This window comes from Rhizobium sp. L43, from assembly GCF_002531725.1.
Classification (GTDB): Bacteria; Pseudomonadota; Alphaproteobacteria; order Rhizobiales; family Rhizobiaceae; genus Rhizobium.
The window spans coordinates 57519-75303 of the sequence record NZ_NWSQ01000016.1 but is presented as its reverse complement, the minus strand read 5'-3'; the positions used below and the strand labels follow the sequence as shown (position 1 = coordinate 75303).

17 protein-coding genes are annotated in these 17785 nt (G+C 63.0%); 11 read left to right on the top strand and 6 right to left on the bottom strand.

Going from position 1 to position 17785, the window contains the following annotated elements:
• The first annotated feature begins 81 nt into the window (after positions 1 to 81).
• Positions 82 to 312, top strand: coding sequence for a ribbon-helix-helix protein, CopG family (locus CO667_RS21345; protein WP_097620260.1), 231 nt, complete (start codon positions 82 to 84; stop codon positions 310 to 312).
• A gap of 108 nt (positions 313 to 420) precedes the next feature.
• Here CO667_RS21345 and CO667_RS21340 read toward each other — a convergent pair whose 3' ends face one another.
• Complete coding sequence (locus tag CO667_RS21340) at positions 421 to 2277, bottom strand: ABC transporter ATP-binding protein (RefSeq protein ID WP_097620259.1); 1857 nt, start codon at positions 2275 to 2277, stop codon at positions 421 to 423.
• A 391-nt stretch (positions 2278 to 2668) separates the two neighbouring features.
• On the opposite strand from CO667_RS21340, the gene CO667_RS21335 reads away from it, so the two are divergent.
• Complete coding sequence (locus tag CO667_RS21335) at positions 2669 to 3130, top strand: tRNA (cytidine(34)-2'-O)-methyltransferase (RefSeq protein WP_097620365.1); 462 nt, start codon at positions 2669 to 2671, stop codon at positions 3128 to 3130.
• Between the two features lie 213 nt (positions 3131 to 3343).
• On the top strand, positions 3344 to 4990 hold the full coding sequence (locus tag CO667_RS21330) for a Na/Pi cotransporter family protein (protein WP_097620364.1): 1647 nt from the start codon (positions 3344 to 3346) through the stop codon (positions 4988 to 4990).
• A gap of 3 nt (positions 4991 to 4993) precedes the next feature.
• Here CO667_RS21330 and CO667_RS21325 read toward each other — a convergent pair whose 3' ends face one another.
• On the bottom strand, positions 4994 to 5254 hold the full coding sequence (locus CO667_RS21325; RefSeq protein WP_097620258.1) for a hypothetical protein: 261 nt from the start codon (positions 5252 to 5254) through the stop codon (positions 4994 to 4996).
• Positions 5255 to 5430: 176 nt separating this feature from the next.
• Between CO667_RS21325 and hemF the strand changes: the two genes are divergently transcribed.
• The 3 genes from hemF to CO667_RS21310 all read left to right on the top strand — a co-directional run bounded on the left by hemF (position 5431) and on the right by CO667_RS21310 (position 7015).
• Positions 5431 to 6342: an oxygen-dependent coproporphyrinogen oxidase gene (gene hemF / locus CO667_RS21320; protein ID WP_097620257.1), complete on the top strand. Its 912-nt coding sequence runs from the start codon at positions 5431 to 5433 to the stop codon at positions 6340 to 6342.
• A gap of 103 nt (positions 6343 to 6445) precedes the next feature.
• Positions 6446 to 6715, top strand: a complete 270-nt coding sequence (locus CO667_RS21315) for a hypothetical protein (protein WP_097620256.1) — start codon at positions 6446 to 6448, stop codon at positions 6713 to 6715.
• A 114-nt stretch (positions 6716 to 6829) separates the two neighbouring features.
• A complete protein-coding gene (locus tag CO667_RS21310; RefSeq protein ID WP_003593041.1) occupies positions 6830 to 7015 on the top strand; it encodes a DUF1059 domain-containing protein in 186 nt (61 codons plus the stop codon).
• A 126-nt stretch (positions 7016 to 7141) separates the two neighbouring features.
• On the opposite strand, the gene CO667_RS21300 is transcribed toward CO667_RS21310, so the two are convergent.
• Genes CO667_RS21300 through CO667_RS21290 form a run of 3 tightly spaced genes read right to left on the bottom strand, consistent with a single transcriptional unit; the run spans position 7142 to position 9674 of the window.
• Entirely contained in the window at positions 7142 to 8407 is a 1266-nt protein-coding gene (locus CO667_RS21300) for a CCA tRNA nucleotidyltransferase (RefSeq protein ID WP_097620255.1), read from the bottom strand.
• Positions 8404 to 9054, bottom strand: coding sequence for a CoA pyrophosphatase (locus tag CO667_RS21295; RefSeq protein WP_097620254.1), 651 nt, complete (start codon positions 9052 to 9054; stop codon positions 8404 to 8406). The genes CO667_RS21300 and CO667_RS21295 overlap by 4 nt, the downstream gene beginning before the upstream one ends.
• Entirely contained in the window at positions 9051 to 9674 is a 624-nt protein-coding gene (locus CO667_RS21290) for a DUF1285 domain-containing protein (RefSeq protein ID WP_097620253.1), read from the bottom strand. Before CO667_RS21290 ends, CO667_RS21295 begins: the two co-directional genes overlap by 4 nt.
• Positions 9675 to 9832: 158 nt before the next feature.
• Between CO667_RS21290 and CO667_RS21285 the strand changes: the two genes are divergently transcribed.
• From CO667_RS21285 to CO667_RS21265, 5 genes are read left to right on the top strand one after another with little or no spacing between them, the layout of a single operon-like run.
• Positions 9833 to 10843, top strand: coding sequence for a MoxR family ATPase (locus CO667_RS21285; RefSeq protein ID WP_097620252.1), 1011 nt, complete (start codon positions 9833 to 9835; stop codon positions 10841 to 10843).
• A 13-nt stretch (positions 10844 to 10856) separates the two neighbouring features.
• Positions 10857 to 11777, top strand: coding sequence for a DUF58 domain-containing protein (locus CO667_RS21280; RefSeq protein WP_097620251.1), 921 nt, complete (start codon positions 10857 to 10859; stop codon positions 11775 to 11777).
• A complete protein-coding gene (locus tag CO667_RS21275; protein WP_097620250.1) occupies positions 11774 to 14587 on the top strand; it encodes a DUF4159 domain-containing protein in 2814 nt (937 codons plus the stop codon). Before CO667_RS21280 ends, CO667_RS21275 begins: the two co-directional genes overlap by 4 nt.
• 1 nt (position 14588) lies before the next feature.
• Positions 14589 to 16658: a hypothetical protein gene (locus CO667_RS21270; protein WP_097620249.1), complete on the top strand. Its 2070-nt coding sequence runs from the start codon at positions 14589 to 14591 to the stop codon at positions 16656 to 16658.
• A 4-nt stretch (positions 16659 to 16662) separates the two neighbouring features.
• Positions 16663 to 17079 (top strand): GNAT family N-acetyltransferase, encoded by a 417-nt coding sequence (locus CO667_RS21265; protein ID WP_097620248.1) that lies wholly within the window; start codon positions 16663 to 16665, stop codon positions 17077 to 17079.
• On the opposite strand, the gene CO667_RS21260 is transcribed toward CO667_RS21265, so the two are convergent.
• Positions 17080 to 17643, bottom strand: a complete 564-nt coding sequence (locus tag CO667_RS21260; protein ID WP_097620363.1) for an N-acetyltransferase — start codon at positions 17641 to 17643, stop codon at positions 17080 to 17082.
• Positions 17644 to 17785 lie beyond the last annotated feature (142 nt).

Sequence of the window (17785 nt, the reverse complement as noted above, 5' to 3'; positions counted from 1 at the left end):
ACATCGGCGGCATCGCTATTGATTGCCCCCGAACCGGTCACAATCTGACACTACGATGGCGCTTCACCGGAGATAAGTTTCATGGAAACGAAAATGCTCGATGCGCATATTCCGCTTCCGCTCGCAGAGAGGCTCGATGCCCTGGCCATCGACCTGGCGATGCCGCGCGACGAGATCGTGACCGAGGCCATCGCCGCCTGGCTCGACCAGGAAGAGCGCCGCCGCATCGTGGCGCTGCGCACGATCGCAGCCGCCAACACCATCGTCATCGTTGAACATGACCGCGTGATCGACTGGGCCGATAGCCTTTGAGCGGATAACAGCAAACGCGCTCAGGGTTTCGGCAACCATTCGGCAAACCCACAGCCGCCCCAAATTTCAAGAGGCCCTCCCGCTTTCGCAGGGAGGGCCTCTTTCATTTTATTCCGCCGCCTCTTCCGCTTCCTCCGCATGATCGGAGAGGAAGCCGCCGGACTGGCGGTTCCAGAGGTCGGCGTAGATGCCGCCACTCTCGATTAATTCGCCGTGCGAGCCGGCCTCGATGATCCGGCCTTTGTCGAGCACGATCAGCCGGTCCATCTCCGTCAGCGTTGAAAGCCGGTGGGCGATCGCGATCACCGTCTTGCCCTCCATCAGGGCAAAGAGGTTTTCCTGGATCGCCGCCTCGACTTCCGAATCGAGCGCCGAGGTTGCCTCGTCGAGCACCAGGATCGGCGCGTCCTTGAGGAAGACACGGGCGATCGCGATGCGCTGCCGCTGGCCGCCTGACAGCTTGACGCCGCGTTCGCCGACCTGCGCGTCGAGCCCGGCGCGGCCCTGCATGTCGACGAGCCCCTCGATGAACTCCCAGGCATTGGCGCGTTTGGCGGCCTCGATCACCTCGGCATCGGTCGCCTCCGGCCGGCCATAGGCGATGTTGTCACGGATCGAGCGATGCAGCAGCGAGGTGTCCTGCGTCACCACGCCGATCAGCGAGCGCAGGCTTTCCTGCGAGACGCCTGATATATCCTGCCCGTCGATGGTGATACGGCCGCTCTCCAGATCGTAGAAGCGCAGCAGCAGGTTCATCAGCGTCGTCTTGCCGGCGCCGGAGCGACCGACGAGACCGACCTTCTCGCCCGCCTTGATGTCGAGCGACAGATTGTCGATGACACCCTTGCTCTTGCCGTAGTGGAAGCGGATGCGATCGTAGTGGATTGCGCCTTTCTTCGCCGTCAGGACGGGTGCCCCCGGCTTGTCGACGATGTCATGCTGTTTGCTCATCATCTCCATGCCGTCATAGACCGTGCCGATATTCTCGAACAGCGCCGAGACTTCCCACATGATCCATTGCGACATGCCGTTGACGCGCATGGCAAGACCGATGGCAATGGCGATCGCGCCGACTGAGATCGCCCCGTTCAGCCAGAACCAGATCGACAGGCCGGAGACGACGAAGAGCGCAACGCAGTTGTTCAGGTAGACGCAGATGTGGAACAGCGTCACCTTGCGCATCTGCCTGTGCACGGTCTGCAGGAACTCGTCCATGCCCTCCTTGGCATAGACCTCCTCGCGGCCGGCATGCGAAAACAGCTTGACGGTTGCGATGTTGGTGTAGCTGTCGACCACGCGCCCCGTCATCATCGAGCGTGCATCCGCCTGCTGCGCCGCGATCTTGCGAAGCCGCGGCACGAAATAGGCGACGATGCTGATATAGACCGCGAGCCAGACGAGGATCGGGATCATCAGCCGCCAGTCGGCCGCCGCAATCACGATGATCATCGTCAGGAAGTAAGTCACGACATAGACGAAGACGTCGAGGATCTTCATCACCGTTTCGCGCACGGCAAGCGAGGTCTGCATCACCTTGGTGGCGACACGCCCGGCAAACTCGTTGGCGAAGAACGTCATGCTGTGGCGCAGCAGGAAGCGGTGCATCTGCCAGCGGGCGCTCATCGGATAATTGCCGAGCAGCATCTGGTGCATGATGAGGGAATCGAGCCCGGCCGCCAGCGGCAAGCCGACCAGCACCAGCGCCGCCATCCAGAAAAGCTTGTGGCCCTCCGTCTGCAGGAAAGTGGCGCGGTCGGCATTGGTCAGCCAGTCGACGATATCGCCGAGAAACTGGAAGAGCGCCACTTCGCCGACAGCGATCGAGGCCGTCAGCATCGCCATCAGGCCGAGCCAGGGTGCTGCCGGCTTGCTGTAGTGCCAGCAAAAGGCAAAAAGCCCCTTCGGCGGAGCGACGGGCTCCTCGCTCGGAAAAGGATTGAGTCGCTGTTCGAACCAGCCAAACATGAAATTGCTCCGAAACGTCAGCGTTTCGGCTCCCGGCTTCGCGCCATCCCGGCGCCATGCAAGCACATATGGGAACCGAACGTTCAAGGGGCGAGGCTTAAACAGCCGCACAATGGATCAAGAAGGGGATTTCAGGAAGAAATGCGCACTAGCGGCGCCGTGTCGCCTTGATCGGCATCACGGCGGGAAAGCGCATATCGAGCAAAATATTCATGTCGGCCCTCCCTGCTGGCGATTGAAGATGTGCATGGATAACGCGAAAATCGCGAAATTTCCAGCCCCATAATGGCGTAAATTGAACGTTTCGGCGCCAAAATGCGCCCCTGTTGCTCCGAAATAACAGTTGGATTACGCCTCGCGCATCGAAACGAAAACAAAAAGGCGACACGTCATGACGGACCTCAGACTGGCACTCTATCAGCCGGATATTCCCGGCAACACAGGCACGATCCTGCGGCTTGCCGCCTGCCTCGGCTTCGCGGTCGATCTGATCGAGCCGGCCGGCTTCGATGTCTCCGACCGCAATTTGAAACGGGCCGGCATGGATTATATCGCCGCCGCTGCGCTGACCCGCCATGTCAGCTGGGAGCGCTTCGAGGCGTGGCGCGCCACATCAGGCCGCCGCCTGATCCTCGCCTCGACGAGAGCCGCCGATCGCTACACCAACCTTGCCTTCCGCCCCGACGATATCCTGCTTTTCGGCCGCGAAAGCGCCGGCGTGCCGGATCAGGTGCATGAGACCGCGGACGCCCGCATCCTGATCCCGATGGTCGTTGGCCAGCGCTCGATCAATGTCGCGGTCTCGGCCGCAATGATCGTCGGCGAGGCGATGCGCCAAACCGTCTGGGCCTGACGAAGGCGGGCGCGGGCCGAGGACAGGCCTGCGGGAATTGCCGATCAGCTCCGCAACATGTCGCAAAACGACGTTGTCAATCGCGCAAACTGGCGTATATTTATTAGCCGAACAATCAAAAACTTCGCATTGCCTCCACGATTCCAATAGGTTGGAAGAGCCATGGAGGAAAACAGCGCCTCATACGGACGAAAGCAGAATAAAAACAATAAAATGGACTCCACAATCATCATGATCAACCTGTTCGGCGCCGTGGCTCTGCTGCTGTTCGGTCTCGCGCAGGTGAAAGATGGAGTGACGAGGGCCTTCGGCGCTCGCCTGCGAACGGGCCTGGCAACCGGCACGCGTGGCAGTCTTCGTTCTTTCCTGTCAGGCCTCGTTGCAACCGTCGCGCTGCAGAGCTCGACGGCGACGGCACTGATGACGGCCTCCTTTGTCGAGCGTGACCTGATCAAGCCGCGGATGGCGCAGATTGTTCTGCTCGGCGCCAATGTCGGTACCGCGATCACCGCCTGGATCGTGGCGACGGGCATCGAGTGGCTCTCTCCTCTTCTGATCCTGGTTGGCATCGTGCTTTGCCGCGGCCGTTCAAGCACCGCCCAGGGTGGCGGCACAGCGCTGATCGGTATCGGGCTGATGCTGCTGTCGCTGCACCTCCTCGGCCTTGCGACCGAGCCGATGCGCACCTCCCCCGCTCTCGCCGCTTTCATCGGCCTGCTGGACGGCGCCCTGCCCGTGGCAATGATCGTGTCCGCGGCACTCGCTTTTGCGTCTTCGTCGAGCCTCGCGGTGGTGGTGCTCATCCTGTCGCTCGCCTCGGCCGGCGTGGTCTCCGCCGAACTTGTCATCGTGCTTGTGCTCGGCGCCAATCTCGGCGGCGCGATACCGCCAGTCGTCGCGACATTATCCGGGCCTGTTTCTGCGCGGCGCGTGACACTTGGCAATCTCGCCATCCGCACGCTCGGCTGCCTCATCGCTCTACCGCTCGCAGGCTATGGCGCCGAACTCATCCAGATGCTGCCCTTCGGGCCAGCCAAGCTGCCGGTCGATGCGCATCTGGCCTTCAACCTTCTGCTCGCAGCACTCGCCTGGCCCTTCTCCCGGCCGCTCGCCGTTCTGATGGCCCGGCTGGTGCCGGATCAGGCCGAGCCCGACAACGCCCCGAAATATCTGGATGCGCAGGAGTTATCGACGCCTGTCGTTGCCCTGACCAGCGCCACCCGTGAAGTGCTCGGCGTGGGCGACCTTATCGAACGCATGCTGATCAGGGTCTCCGAAGCCTTCGAGCATGACGACGCATCGAAACTTACCGAGATCCCGCCCCTCGAAGAGCGCGTCGACCGGCTGCAGCAAGCGGTGAAGGTCTATCTCTCGAAGCTCGGCCACGGAGGTCTCACCGACGAGAACGCCCGCCGCTCGATCGTCGTCATCGATTATGCGATCAATCTCGAACATATGGGCGATATCATCGAGAAAGGCCTGGCGGAGCAGGTTGCGAAGAAAATCTCCCTCGGGCTCAAATTTTCCGAAGACGGCCACCAGGAACTGCGCAAGCTGTTCGATCTGACGATCGACAATCTGCGCGTCGCCCAGACGATCTTCGTCACCCGCGATTTCAATCTCGCGCGGCAGATGATGGAGGTGAAGGTCGAGGTACGCCGGATGGAGAAACAATCGGCCGAGCGCCATCTCGAGCGCCTGCGCGACGGTCGCGCCGACAGCCTGCAGACGAGTTCGCTGCATCTCGACATGCTGCGCGACCTCAAGCGCATCAACGCCCACATCGTTTCAGTGGCGCATCCGATCATGGACGAAAGCGGCCTGCTGATCGAAAGCCGCGTGCGGCCCGCAGCGGAGTAACGGTCAGTCGGCCGAAGGCAGGCGGCGCATGGTGAATTCGATGTGGTCGCCGTCGAGTTGACGCCAGCTTTCCACCTCGGTCCAATAGGCTGCTTTCGGATATTCGTCGAACCATTCGCGCGCCTTGGCGCGGGCATCGATGAGGCCGAGGCAATATGTCTCACGAACGAAATGGTCTTTCTTGCGGGGAGGATTTTCCGCCCGGTGTCTCGCCATTCTGCGCTTCAGGCCGTCGAAGGACGGAGGTCCTGGAATTTTTGCCATCAAACCTACCTCTTGTGAAAAAGGTAATATCGAAATCCTTGATTTGCGAGTCGAATCTTGGCTGCACACGCCGTACCGGTCGGCTTGGCGAGATGCGGCGCCAACTGCTAAACCGAAAGTGCAATCAAGAATGAGCGAGTCGCGTCCTGAGAGGGAGTGGTCGCTGGAGGCGTGACATGGAAAGACCGGAACTGCCGATCGGCCTGCCTGACGATATCGAAGAGAAGAAGGTGGTCGCCCGCAATTGGTTCGAGGGATTGCGCGATACGATCTGCGCCTCCTTCGAAGCCATCGAGGATGAGTTGGAAGGGCCGCTCTCCGACCAGGAACCCGGCCGCTTCGTCGCCAAGGACTGGTCGCGCGAAAACGGCGCCGGCGGCGGTGGCCGGATGTCGATGATGGAGGGCCGCGTCTTCGAGAAGGTCGGCGTCCACACCTCGACCGTTCACGGCGAATTCTCCCCGGACTTCCGGGCGCAGATACCCGGCGCCAAGGACGATCCGCGTTTCTGGGCCTCGGGCATCTCGCTGATCGCCCATCCCGTCAATCCCAATGTTCCGGCTGTGCATATGAACACACGCATGGTGGTCACCACGAGCCGCTGGTTCGGCGGCGGGGCCGACCTGACGCCGGTGCTGTCGCGCCGCCGCACGCAGGAAGATGAGGACAGTCAGCTCTTTCACAAGGCCATGGAGATCGCCTGCCGCAATCATGCCGTCGCCGATTACGACGCCTACAAGGCCTGGTGCGACGAGTATTTCTTCCTGAAGCACCGCAACGAGGCCCGCGGCATCGGCGGCATCTTCTACGACTGGCTGCATTCCAGCGAGCAGGCCGGCGGCTGGGACGCCGATTTCGCCTTCACCCGCGATGTCGGCCGGGCCTTCGCCATGGTCTATCCGAAGATCGTCCGCTCCAACTTCAACAAGCTGTGGACGGAAGCCGACCGCGACGAACAATTGATCCGCCGAGGCCGTTACGTCGAATTCAATCTGTTGTATGACCGCGGCACCATCTTCGGCCTGAAGACCGGCGGCAACGTGGAATCCATCCTGTCGTCGTTGCCGCCCGTCGTCCGCTGGCCATGACACTGTGAGATCTCATCGATAAATTCGAGGTGAAAGACCTTCACGAAAACTCAGTGCGTCCTAACTTTATATGTATGTGCGTAACAATCGGAGGAGGATTGTCATGACGGTACAAAGTGGCTCGCCTGCGTCCACGGATGTCCAGGAAACATCCCGCACGATCGACACATCCGAGTTTTTGACGCGCATCGCCGAGAAGCTACGGGCCAAGAGCGGCTCAGATCTGCCATTGTCCTGCTTCATCGAGCAGGTCAAGCTGCAACTGGCCGGCGGAAAATCGCCGGAACAGCTGCAGAACGAAGCTGCGGCCGCCAACAGCAACATGCCCGGCCAGCTTTCGGACACCTACAAAGCTTGGGCGATGCCCGACTGATACGGCCTTTACTGGCCGGCATGCCGATGCCGGCCGGAACCTTCCCTCCTCCCGCACATTCATAAATCGCGTGAGATCGCGATCGTCGTTGTGTTTCGAACAGAGGAGAAGACCATGCGACTTTTCGAATGCGGCACTCTCGTCCCGGGCTGCGCCTGGCATACGCGCGCGGATAGCGACGCCGAGGTGGTCCGCCGCGCCGTCGAGCATCTGAAAAACGCTCACGGCGAAACCACAATCCGCGAGAACATGGTGGATAATATCAAGTCTCGCATCCGTGACGAGGTGAACGCCGCCTGATTGGAGCAATTCCAGCAAAAGTGTGCAGCGGTTTTGCCAGGCAAAGCGTGAAACGCTTTCTGCCGGGAATTGCGTGAAAACAAAAAGATAGAGCATTTTCGTGATTCGAAGAAAAACGGAAATGCTCTAGCTCAAGCGCTCCAGCAGCCGGGCGAGCAGCGCCGCCCGGTCGGAAACGAAGTTTTCCTCGACCCACTGGTTTTCCAGGCCGGCAAGCAGTTCGCCGACGCGCGGGCCGGAAGCGATGCCCGCTGAAATCACATCGCCGCCGTTCAACGGAAACTGCGGTTTCTTCCAGTTCGTCGCCTGATCCAGCAGCTTTGTTAGCCGCGCCGACCGCGCCATTTCACCGAAATCCCCTTCAGCCTTGCCGCGCGCAACGGCGAGCGCCAGCTTGAGCCGCGTCGTGATGCCGTCGGCGCCGTTGCGGTAAAGCAGCCGTTCGAAGCTCGCCGACGACATCTCGTCATTCACAGGCGCTGCCATCGCCCAGGCCTTGAGAGTGGCCGCTTCCGCATTCGAGAGCTTCAGCCGAACCGCAAGTGCCTCCAGCCGTGCCGCATCGGGCGGCACGATCGCGGCAAGGCGCAGCAGCGGATCGGGCGTCCAGCCGAGCGCCCTTTCGGTGGCGATCAGCGAGGGAATCGCATCGATCCCCCATTTTTCCGATTCCGGCAGGATTTCCGTCAGCACCCCCATCTGCCGCATCCAGAGCAGCGCCCGGCCGGGATCGGCAGCACCGAGCAGCTTTCTAAGCTCCGACCAGACACGTTCCGCCGACAGCGTCTTCAGTTTCGAACGCGCCGCCGCACAGGCCTTCAGCCCCTCGGCATCCGGCCGTCCGGAGCCGTAATAGGCAAAGAAGCGGAAGAAGCGCAGGATGCGCAGATGATCCTCGGCGATACGCCTTGCCGCATCGCCGATGAAGCGGATATTGCGCGCTTTGATATCGGCGAGCCCGCCGACCAGATCCACCACTTCGCCCCCGGCGTCGGCATAGAGCGCGTTGATCGTCAGATCCCGCCGTTCGGCATCCGCCTTCCAGTCGGTACTGAAGGCAACCTTGGCATGCCGTCCGTCGGTTTCGACATCGGTGCGAAGCGTCGTCACCTCGAAGGGCTTGCCGTCGATGACGAGCGTCACCGTGCCGTGCTGCAGACCGGTTGGCACCGCCTTGATGCCGGCCGCTGCCGCCCGGTCCATGACGATCTCGGGTGTCAGTGTCGTGGCGATATCGATATCGCTGACCGGCAGGCCCATCAGGCTGTTGCGCACGGCGCCGCCGACCACCCGCGCTTCCCCGCCATCGGCCCCACCATCGGCGTTGAGAAGCGAAAGGATCCGGCCGAGTGCCGGATCGCGGAACCAAGCTTGGTCGGCAAGGCTGGTCATGCATAAAGCCTTTCGTAAAGCGTGCGGACGATGCCGGCGGTGATGCCCCAGATCATTCTGGTTTCATAGGGCACGCGGTAGAAATGCCGGTCGATGCCGTCGATGACACGCCTGTCGCGGCTGTGGTTGGCGGGATTCATCAGGAAGGAAAGCGGCACCTCGAACACATCGTCCACCTCGGCCGGGTTCAGCGTCAGCGCGAAGCCCGGCGAGACGACGCCGAGCACCGGCGTGATGCGGAAGCCCGTCGAGGCAAGATAATTCGGCAGCCGCCCAACGGTTTCGACGAAGGAGCCGGGGAGACCGATCTCCTCCTCCGTCTCGCGGATCGCCGCCATCTCAGGTGAGATATCGGCGGGATCGATCGAGCCACCGGGAAAGGCGATCTGCCCGGAATGTTTGCGCAGCGTCGCCGTGCGCTTGGTGAAGATCACCTGCGCCTCTTCGCCGTCGTCGACGACGGGCACGAGCACGGCAGCGTCGCGCAGCTTGAAGGTCTCGACCTCGGCCACGATATCGGGATTGAGGATGTGGTCGCCGTGATCGCGCCAGGCATGATCGACCGGCCCGCCATTCTGGTTGAGCGCGCGACGGCGGAATTCGGCTGCGGAAAACAGCGGATAACGGTGGGTGATCGCATCATTCATCGGCAAAGAGCATCCAGTTCGTCGGCCGGCATGACAGGGAAAACCTCGCCGGCGGAGCGGATCGCAAACATCGCCCGCCCCTCCACGTCGAGGACCTCGCCGAGCGCGACCAGTTCATACATCACCGCACGCGACACCAGCGCCTCCAGCCGCCCGCGCACATGCAGATAGGGTTTCAGTTCGGCGTTGCCGTCCGCAATGGCAAAGCGCAGCCGATGCTTGTCCCCCGCCTCCACGACATCGCCGACATTGGTGCGGAAGGTCAGCACCTGTTGACCTTTCCCTTCCGTTACGCTCATCTCCACGGCGATGAAAGGCGCGTCGGCGACCCTTATCCCGACCTTTTCCACAGGAGTTACGAGATAGGTCTTCTGGTCGTCGTCTTTCCGCAAAACCGTCGAAAACAGCCGCACCAGCGCCGGCCGGCCGATCGGCGTGCCCATGTAGAACCAGGTGCCGTCGGCCCTGATCTCCATATCGATATCGCCGCAGAAAGGCGGATTCCACCGCTGGACTGGCGGCAATCCACGTTTTTTACCGCTACTTTCCGCAGACGCGCGCGAAATCATTGCGGCAAGTCCCGCCGCATCCGCCTGTCCGCTGATTTCTTCGGCTGCCATTCTTCCGTCCCGGTTTGTCCTTAACGAAGTAAAGTCACGAGATAGTCATTCGCAACGAACTTGTCAGCCCGTCGCATCTCCATAACTCTATCGAGTATGAGGCAGATGTATAAGTCCGCCGATTCGCTGCCGAATGATTTCAGCCGTTGGAGATGCCCGTGGGTATGATGAAGACCGAAGCCAGCCTCGATGAAAAGGCGATTGTCGCCGCCGCCGAGAAGGCGCTCTCCGATATCGCCGCCATCCGCGGACAAGTCTCGAAGGTAATCTTCGGTCAGGAAAGCGTCGTCGAGAACACCATTCTCGCCGTGCTCTCCGGCGGCCATGCCCTGCTCGTCGGCGTCCCCGGCCTTGCCAAGACCAGACTGGTGACGACGCTCGGCGAAGTGCTCGGCCTTGCCGCCAACCGCATCCAGTTCACGCCGGATCTGATGCCTTCGGATATTCTCGGATCCGAGGTGATGGATCAGGACGACAGTGGACGCCGCTCTTTCCGCTTCGTCAAGGGTCCTGTTTTCGCCCAGCTGCTGATGGCCGACGAGATCAACCGCGCCTCGCCGCGTACCCAGTCGGCCCTTCTGCAATCCATGCAGGAATATCACATCACCATCGCCGGCCAGCGCTATGACCTGCCGGCGCCGTTCCATGTGCTCGCCACCCAGAATCCGCTCGAGCAGGAAGGCACCTATCCGCTGCCCGAAGCCCAGCTCGACCGTTTCCTGCTGCAGGTCGACGTCAACTATCCCGAACTCGCCGCCGAACGCCAGATCCTGCTCGAGACGACGGGCTTGGGCGAAACCCGGCCGGAGGCCGTCATCGACGCGCAGCGGCTGATCGAGATCCAGACCCTGGTGCGGCAGATGCCGGTGAGCGATACGGTCGTCGATGCCATCCTGGCGCTGGTACGTTCCGCCCGTCCCGGACAGGGCAATGCCTCGACCGACAAGAACGTCGCCTGGGGTCCCGGCCCGCGCGCCGGCCAGGCGATGATGCTCTGCGCGCGCGCCAGGGCGCTCTACGAAGGCCGTCTTGCGCCGTCACTCGACGATATCTTTGCACTCGCCGAACCCATTCTCCAGCACCGTATGGCGCTGACTTTCGCCGCCCGCGCCGAAGGCATGTCGGTGCGCGATGTCATCGCCGGACTGGTCAAGCAGGCAAAGGGATAAGGAAGCCGGACGCGTGGCATCTATCGGACAGATCGTCAACCCGACGTCAGGCAGCGATGCCCTTTCCCGCGCCAGGCAGCGGGCCGCCCTGGTGCCGGACTGCCTGGTGGAAGCCAAGCGCATCGCCAACACGGTGATCGCCGGCTGGCATGGCCGCCGCAAACGCGGCATCGGCGAAAATTTCTGGCAGTTCCGTCCCTATGCCGAGGGCGAAAGCCTGTCGCGCATCGATTGGCGCCGCTCCGCCCGCGACGACCATACCTATGTGCGCGAGCGCGAATGGGAGGCGGCCCACACGATCTGGCTCTGGAGCGACATGTCGCCCTCGATGATGTACAAATCGAGCTATGGCAGCGTCTCCAAGGAAAGCCGCGCGCTGGTCGTCATGCTGGCGCTGGCCGAAATCCTCGCCCGCTCCGGCGAGCGCATCGGCTGCCCCGGCATCATGGACCCCGTCTCCACCCGCAACGCCGCCGAGCGCCTTGCGGCCGCGCTGATGCACACCCCGCTGACCGGCGGCCTGCCGGAAACGGCGATGATCCGCGGCTGGAGCGACCTCGTGCTGATCGGCGATTTCCTCGACGATGCACCGGCGATCATGGAACGGCTCGGCCCGCTTGCCCGCCGCGGCCTGCGCGGCCACGTGGTCGAGATAGCAGATCCCGCCGAGGAGATATTCCCCTATAGCGGCCGGACCGAATTCACCGATCCGGAGACCGGCGCCAAACTGGTCTCCGGCCGCGCCGAACACGTCCGCGAGGCCTATCGCAACGCCTACCTCGCCCGCAGGGACAGCCTCGGCCAATCGCTGCGCCATCTCGGCTGGACCTTCGCGACGCACCGCACCGATCATCTTGCCTCGGAGGCGCTGGTCGCCGTGCATATGTATCTGTCCGGCATGCCGGCCAAGGCGACGCATGGAGGGCAGCTATGAACGCCCTGCCCTTCGCTTTCGCCTATCCCGCCATTCTCGGCGCGCTCATCGCCCTGCCCGTCATCTGGTGGCTGCTGCGGCTGACGCCGCCACGTCCGAAGAGCGAGGTCTTCCCGCCGCTGAAGATCCTCGCATCGGTGCTGAAGCGCGAGGAGACGCCGGCGCAAAGCCCGTGGTGGCTGACGCTGCTGCGCATGCTGCTCGCCGCCGTCATCATCCTTGCGATCGCCGATCCGGTTTTCAATCCGCGCAGCAGTTCGCTCGCATCCGGCGGCCCGCTCGTCCTCTTCGTCGACAACAGCTGGGCGGCGGCACCCGACTGGGAGCGCCGCATTCAGACCGCCGACGCGTTGATAGACGACGCCGAATCCGCCGGCATGCCCGTGTCGATCGCTTTCACCGCCGATCCGACCAACGACGCCATCCCCGGCACCGCCGCGAGCGCCCGCGACAAGCTGCGTGCTGCCGAGCCGCGACCGCTGGTACCGGACCGTGAGCGCACCTTCCAGGCGCTGCGCGCCGCGCTGAACGGCATCAAGCCTGGCACCCTCGCCTTCCTGACCGACGGCGCCGCCGCCAAGGCCGACGACGCCACGGTGCGCAGGCTCGCCGAACTCCAGCCCGCCGATCTCCGCCTGATCGAGGGCGATGCCGCACGGACGGTCGCGATCACCGCGGCCAACAATGCGGCGGATGCCATGACCGTCAAGGTCACACGGCTGAACAGCTCGCATGCCGCATCCGTGGCGCTGAACGCCGCCGATAGCCAGGGCCGCTCGATTGCCAACGGTAGGGTGGATTTTCGCCCCGGTCAGAGCGTTGCGACGAGTTCGATCACCGCGCCTTTCGAAATGCGCAACGATTTCGCCCGCGTCAGCGTCGATAACGGCGCGACGGCGGGCGCGGTCCACCTTCTCGACGACGCATTCAAGCGCCGCCGCGTCGTCTTGCTGTCAGGGGAAGGAGGGGATGAGTTCCAGCCGCTGCTCTCGCCGCTCTACTATATCCAGCGGGCGCTGCAGCCCTATGCGGATCTGATCCAACCCAGCGATTCCGATCTTTCGGTGGCAATACCGAAACTTCTCGCCAGCAATCCCTCCATCATCATCATGGCCGATATCGGCCGGCTGCCGGAGGAGACCTACGAACCTTTGACCCGCTGGATATCGAATGGCGGCATGCTCCTGCGTTTCGCCGGTCCGCGCATGGCGGCAGCGCCTGCGGACGATCCGCTGATCCCTGTCATCCTGCGCCAGGGAGAACGGGCGCTGGGCGGCACATTGTCGTGGAGCGAGCCGCAGTCGCTCGCCGAATTTCCGAGTTTCGGGCCCTTTGCCGGCATAACCCGTCCCGCCGATGTCGTCGTCAAGCGCCAGGTGCTGGCCGAACCGACGCCTGATCTTGCCGAACGCACCTGGGCGAGCCTGGCCGACGGCACGCCGCTCGTCACGATGAAGCAGCTCGCATCCGGCCAGATCGTCCTGTTTCATGTCACGGCGGAAGCGACGTGGTCCGATCTGCCGATCTCAGGCACTTTCGTCGACATGCTGCGCCACCTCCTGCAGATATCACGCTCGGGTGGCGTGACGTCGGAAGCGCGCGGCAATGCGCGTGTCTCCGAAACCCTGCCGCCGTTCCGCATGCTGACCGCCAAGGGCACACTCGTCTCCGAGACGGGTTCGGCGCGGCCGCTCATTCCACAGGCCGGAGCCGAACCGACGGCGAATTTCGACAACCCGCCCGGGCTCTACGGGTCGGAAGATGGTTTCACCTCCCTGAATGTCCTGCCCGAGAATGCCGAACTGACGCCGCTCGACACAACGGGGACCAATGCCGTACGCGAAGGCCTGATCGGCGGCGAGAGCTGGTCGGCAAAACCCGCGCTCTTTCTCGCAGCTTTCCTGCTGCTCTTGGCCGATAGCCTGGTCGTTCTCTTCATGAATGGCGCGTTTTCGCGCTCGCGCCCGGCTGTCCGCACAGCGGCGATGATCGCCATTGCGCTCAGTGCCGGCTTTCTCATGCAACCGGGCACGCTTCACGCCGACGACTCCCAGCCCGGCGACGACCTCATCCTGCAGAGGCTCGATAACACGCACCTCGCCTATGTCGTCACCGGTGAACAGGACGTGGACAATATATCCGAGCGCGGCCTCGAGGGCCTCACCCAGTTCCTGACATTCCGCACGACGCTAGAGCCGGCGCCGCCGGTGGGCATCGACCTGACCAAGGACGAGCTCTCCTTCTACCCGATCATCTACTGGCCGGTTTCGGCGACGGCGCCGATGCCGTCTTCGGCGGCAATCAGCCGCATCGACGCCTATATGCGCAATGGCGGCACCGTGCTTTTCGATACGCGCGACCAGATCAGCGCATTGGACAATGGCGGTAATGTCAGCGCCAACGGTCAGAGGCTGCAGCAAATCCTCGGCAATCTCGACATTCCGCCGCTCGAGCCGGTACCGTCAGATCACGTGCTGACGAAATCCTTCTATCTCCTGTCGAGCTTTCCCGGTCGTTACACCGGCAGCCCGCTTTGGATCGAGGCCCGGCAGGGCGGCCGCGAAGCGACCGAAAAATCGGCGGCGACGGCCGACGGCGTTTCGCCGATCCTGATCACCGGCAATGATTTCGCCGGTGCCTGGGCAATCGACGACAACGGCATACCGATACTGCCGACCGTGCCGTCGGATGAAACGCAGCGCGAATATGCCTATCGTTCCGGCGTCAACATCATGATGTACATGCTGACCGGCAACTACAAGACGGACCAGGTCCATGTTCCCGACCTTCTCGAACGGTTAGGACAATGAGATGACCTTCGACTTTTCACCCTTTCTGCCTTGGCCAGTTCTGGCCGCACTGGCGGCCGTCAGCGCCATCATCGCCGCCTTCGCCATCTGGCGCGGCATTCGCGGCGCCTGGATCCGGACGCTGGCAGCACTCGCCATGCTCACCGCCCTTGCCAATCCTGTGCTGCTGCAGGAGGACCGGGATCAGCTGTCGACCATCGTCCCCGTTCTCGTTGATCGCAGCCAGAGCCAGCAGACACCCGATCGGGTCAAGACGACCGACGATGCGCTTGCGGCCTTGAAGGGACAGCTCGCCCGCTTTCCGCAGATAGAACCCCGCTTCGTCGATGTCGAAGGCGACGTCAATTCCGACGTGCCGTCGACGCGGCTGTTCGATGCGCTGTCGGCCAATGTCGCCGATGTCCCACCCGCCCGTATCGGCGGCGCCATCATGCTGACCGACGGCGAAGTCCATGATGTTCCGGCCGCCAATCAGGCGCTCGGTTTCGACGCGCCGATCCATGGCCTCATCACCGGCAAAGCCAACGAATTCGATCGCCGCATCGAAGTCATCAAGGGGCCGCGCTTCGGCATCGTCAACGAGGAGCAGCAGGTGATCTTGCGCGTCTTCGACGACGGCCCGAGCCCCGGCGGCACGGCCAATGTCACCGTGAAGCTGAACGGTGACGAGATCGCCACCCTGCAGGCGACGCCCGGCCAGGATACGCCCTTCTCCTTCAAGGTGCCGGCCGGCGGCAGCAACGTGCTCGAATTTTCCGTCGCAGCGCTTCCCGGCGAGGTCACCACCGCCAACAACCGCGCCGTCCACGTCATCGACGGCATCCGCCAGAATCTCCGCGTCCTTCTCGTCTCCGGCGAACCGCATGCCGGCGAGCGCGCCTGGCGCAACCTCTTGAAATCCGACGCCTCGGTCGATCTTGTCCACTTCACCATCCTGCGCCCACCGGAAAAGCAGGACGGCACGCCGATCAACGAGCTGTCGCTGATCGCCTTCCCGACGCGTGAGCTCTTCGTCGACAAGATCAAGGATTTCGACCTGATCATCTTCGACCGCTACCAGCACCGCGGCGTGCTGCCGCTGCTCTATTACGATTACATCGCGCAATATGTCGACAATGGCGGCGCGCTCCTGATCGCCGCCGGTCCCGAGCACGCCGGCCCCGATTCCATCGCGCTGACGCCGCTTTCCTCGGTCCTGCCCGCAACGCCCACCGGAGAGATGATCGAAAAAGCCTTCTATCCCCGCCTCTCCGAGGAAGGCCGCAAACATCCCGTCACGCGCGGTCTTGATGGTTCGGGCGAGGATCCGCCGCATTGGGGCCGCTGGTTCCGCAGCGTCGATGTCGACCGACCGCAGGGCGAGACGATCATGCTCGGCGCCGACAACCACCCGCTGCTCGTGCTGAACCGCGCCGGCCAGGGCCGCGTCGCCATGCTGCTTTCCGATCAGGGCTGGCTCTGGGCGCGCGGCTTCGAAGGCGGCGGTCCGAATGTCTCGCTCTATCGCCGTATCGCCCATTGGCTGATGAAGGAGCCGGCGCTCGAGGAAGAAGCGCTGACGGCGCGCGCCTCCGGCCGGACCCTTGAAGTCACGCGCCAGACGATCGGCGACAATCCCGGCAACGCCACAGTGCGTTATCCCTCCGGCAAGACCGAAACCCTGCCGCTCACCCAATCCGAACCCGGGCTCTACAAGGCCGAGAAGCGGATGGACGAAATCGGCCTCTTCGAGATCCGCAACGGCAAGCTGTCGACGCTTGTGCATATCGGCGCCGTCGACGCACCGGAATTCAAGGCGATGATCTCGACGACCGATGTGCTGAAGCCGGTCGCCGACAGAAGCAAGGGTCTCGTCACCCGCGTTGCCAATGAAAGTGGCAGGATCAGCGTGCCGCCGATCCTGCCGGTGCGCGGCCAGGTGCGCGTCGCCGACAATGATCGCATGATGATCCGCATGACCAGCGAAACGGTTCTGAAGGGCATCAACACACTGCCGCTCTTTGCCGGTTTCGCCGGCGTCGGCATTCTGCTCTTCGCCTTCGGCGCCATGTGGTGGCGCGAAGGGCGGTAATCTTATGCCGGAATTCGAACTGACCGCCTCGCCCTCGCCGGAGGAACTCGCGACGATCGCCGATGCGCTCTCGGCCTTCAACAACAGCGATGTCGGCCCGTCCGATCGCCGGACGCTCGCAGTCCTCATCCGCGATACCGACGGCAAGGTGACCGGCGGTCTTTCCGGCTTCACCGCCTGGGGCTGGCTCTTCACCCAGATGCTCTATATTCCCGATACGCTGCGCGGCACCGGTCTCGCCGGCGAGCTCCTGAGCAGAGCGGAAGAAGAGGCGAGAGCCCGGGGCTGCCGCGGCGCCTGGATCGACACCTTTAGTCCGCAGGCGCTGCGCGCCTATCTGCGTCAGGGTTATGAGGTCTTCGGAGAGCTTGAGGATTTCCCGGAAGGCCGCATGCGCAGCTTCCTCCGCAAAAACCTCTGATCATCCGTGCCAGGCGATGATGCCTTTTAGCCGTTCGTGCACGCCCTCGGCGATCGGAACGACGAGCACGCGGCCGGGATCGACGGGGCCTGGAAACGAAAGCGCGTTGTAGGCGACCTTCTGGAAGCCGAGCGGGCCGTAATAGGGCGGATCGCCGACCAGGATGACGGCTTCCGAGCCCTTGCGTCTGGCCGCCTCCACCGCGATTCGCACCAGTTCCCGGCCGATGCCCTGATTCTTGTGCGAGGGGCGGACGGCGAGCGGGCCGAGCAGATGGCCCTTCACGGAGCCTGCCAGCACCGGCGTCATGCGCACCGAGGCGATCGTCTCGCCGTTGTCGGTGCAGATGAAGGAGAGCGATAGGTCGTGCGGCCCCTGCTCGCGGATACGCGCGGCGGCGCGGGTGAAGCGGCCGGGACCGAAGGCTTCTTCGTTGATGTGTTCGATGGCGGCGTCATGAGACGCGTCTTCGGTGAGGTAGACGAGATCGTGCTTGTACATGATGACAGAAACCGGATGGACAGATTGATGGGTCTCGAACACGCCTTGGGCGTTCGGGAGCATCAGCGTCGTCGCGGGTTTCTGGAAATGAACATCAGGCAGGGATCCCAAAATCGTGAAAAGGCCGATAGCAGGAAAAATTTCGGCCGTCCAACGCAAAATGCACTGTCAGCTGACCGACGTGACGCACTGTTCAATCTTTACC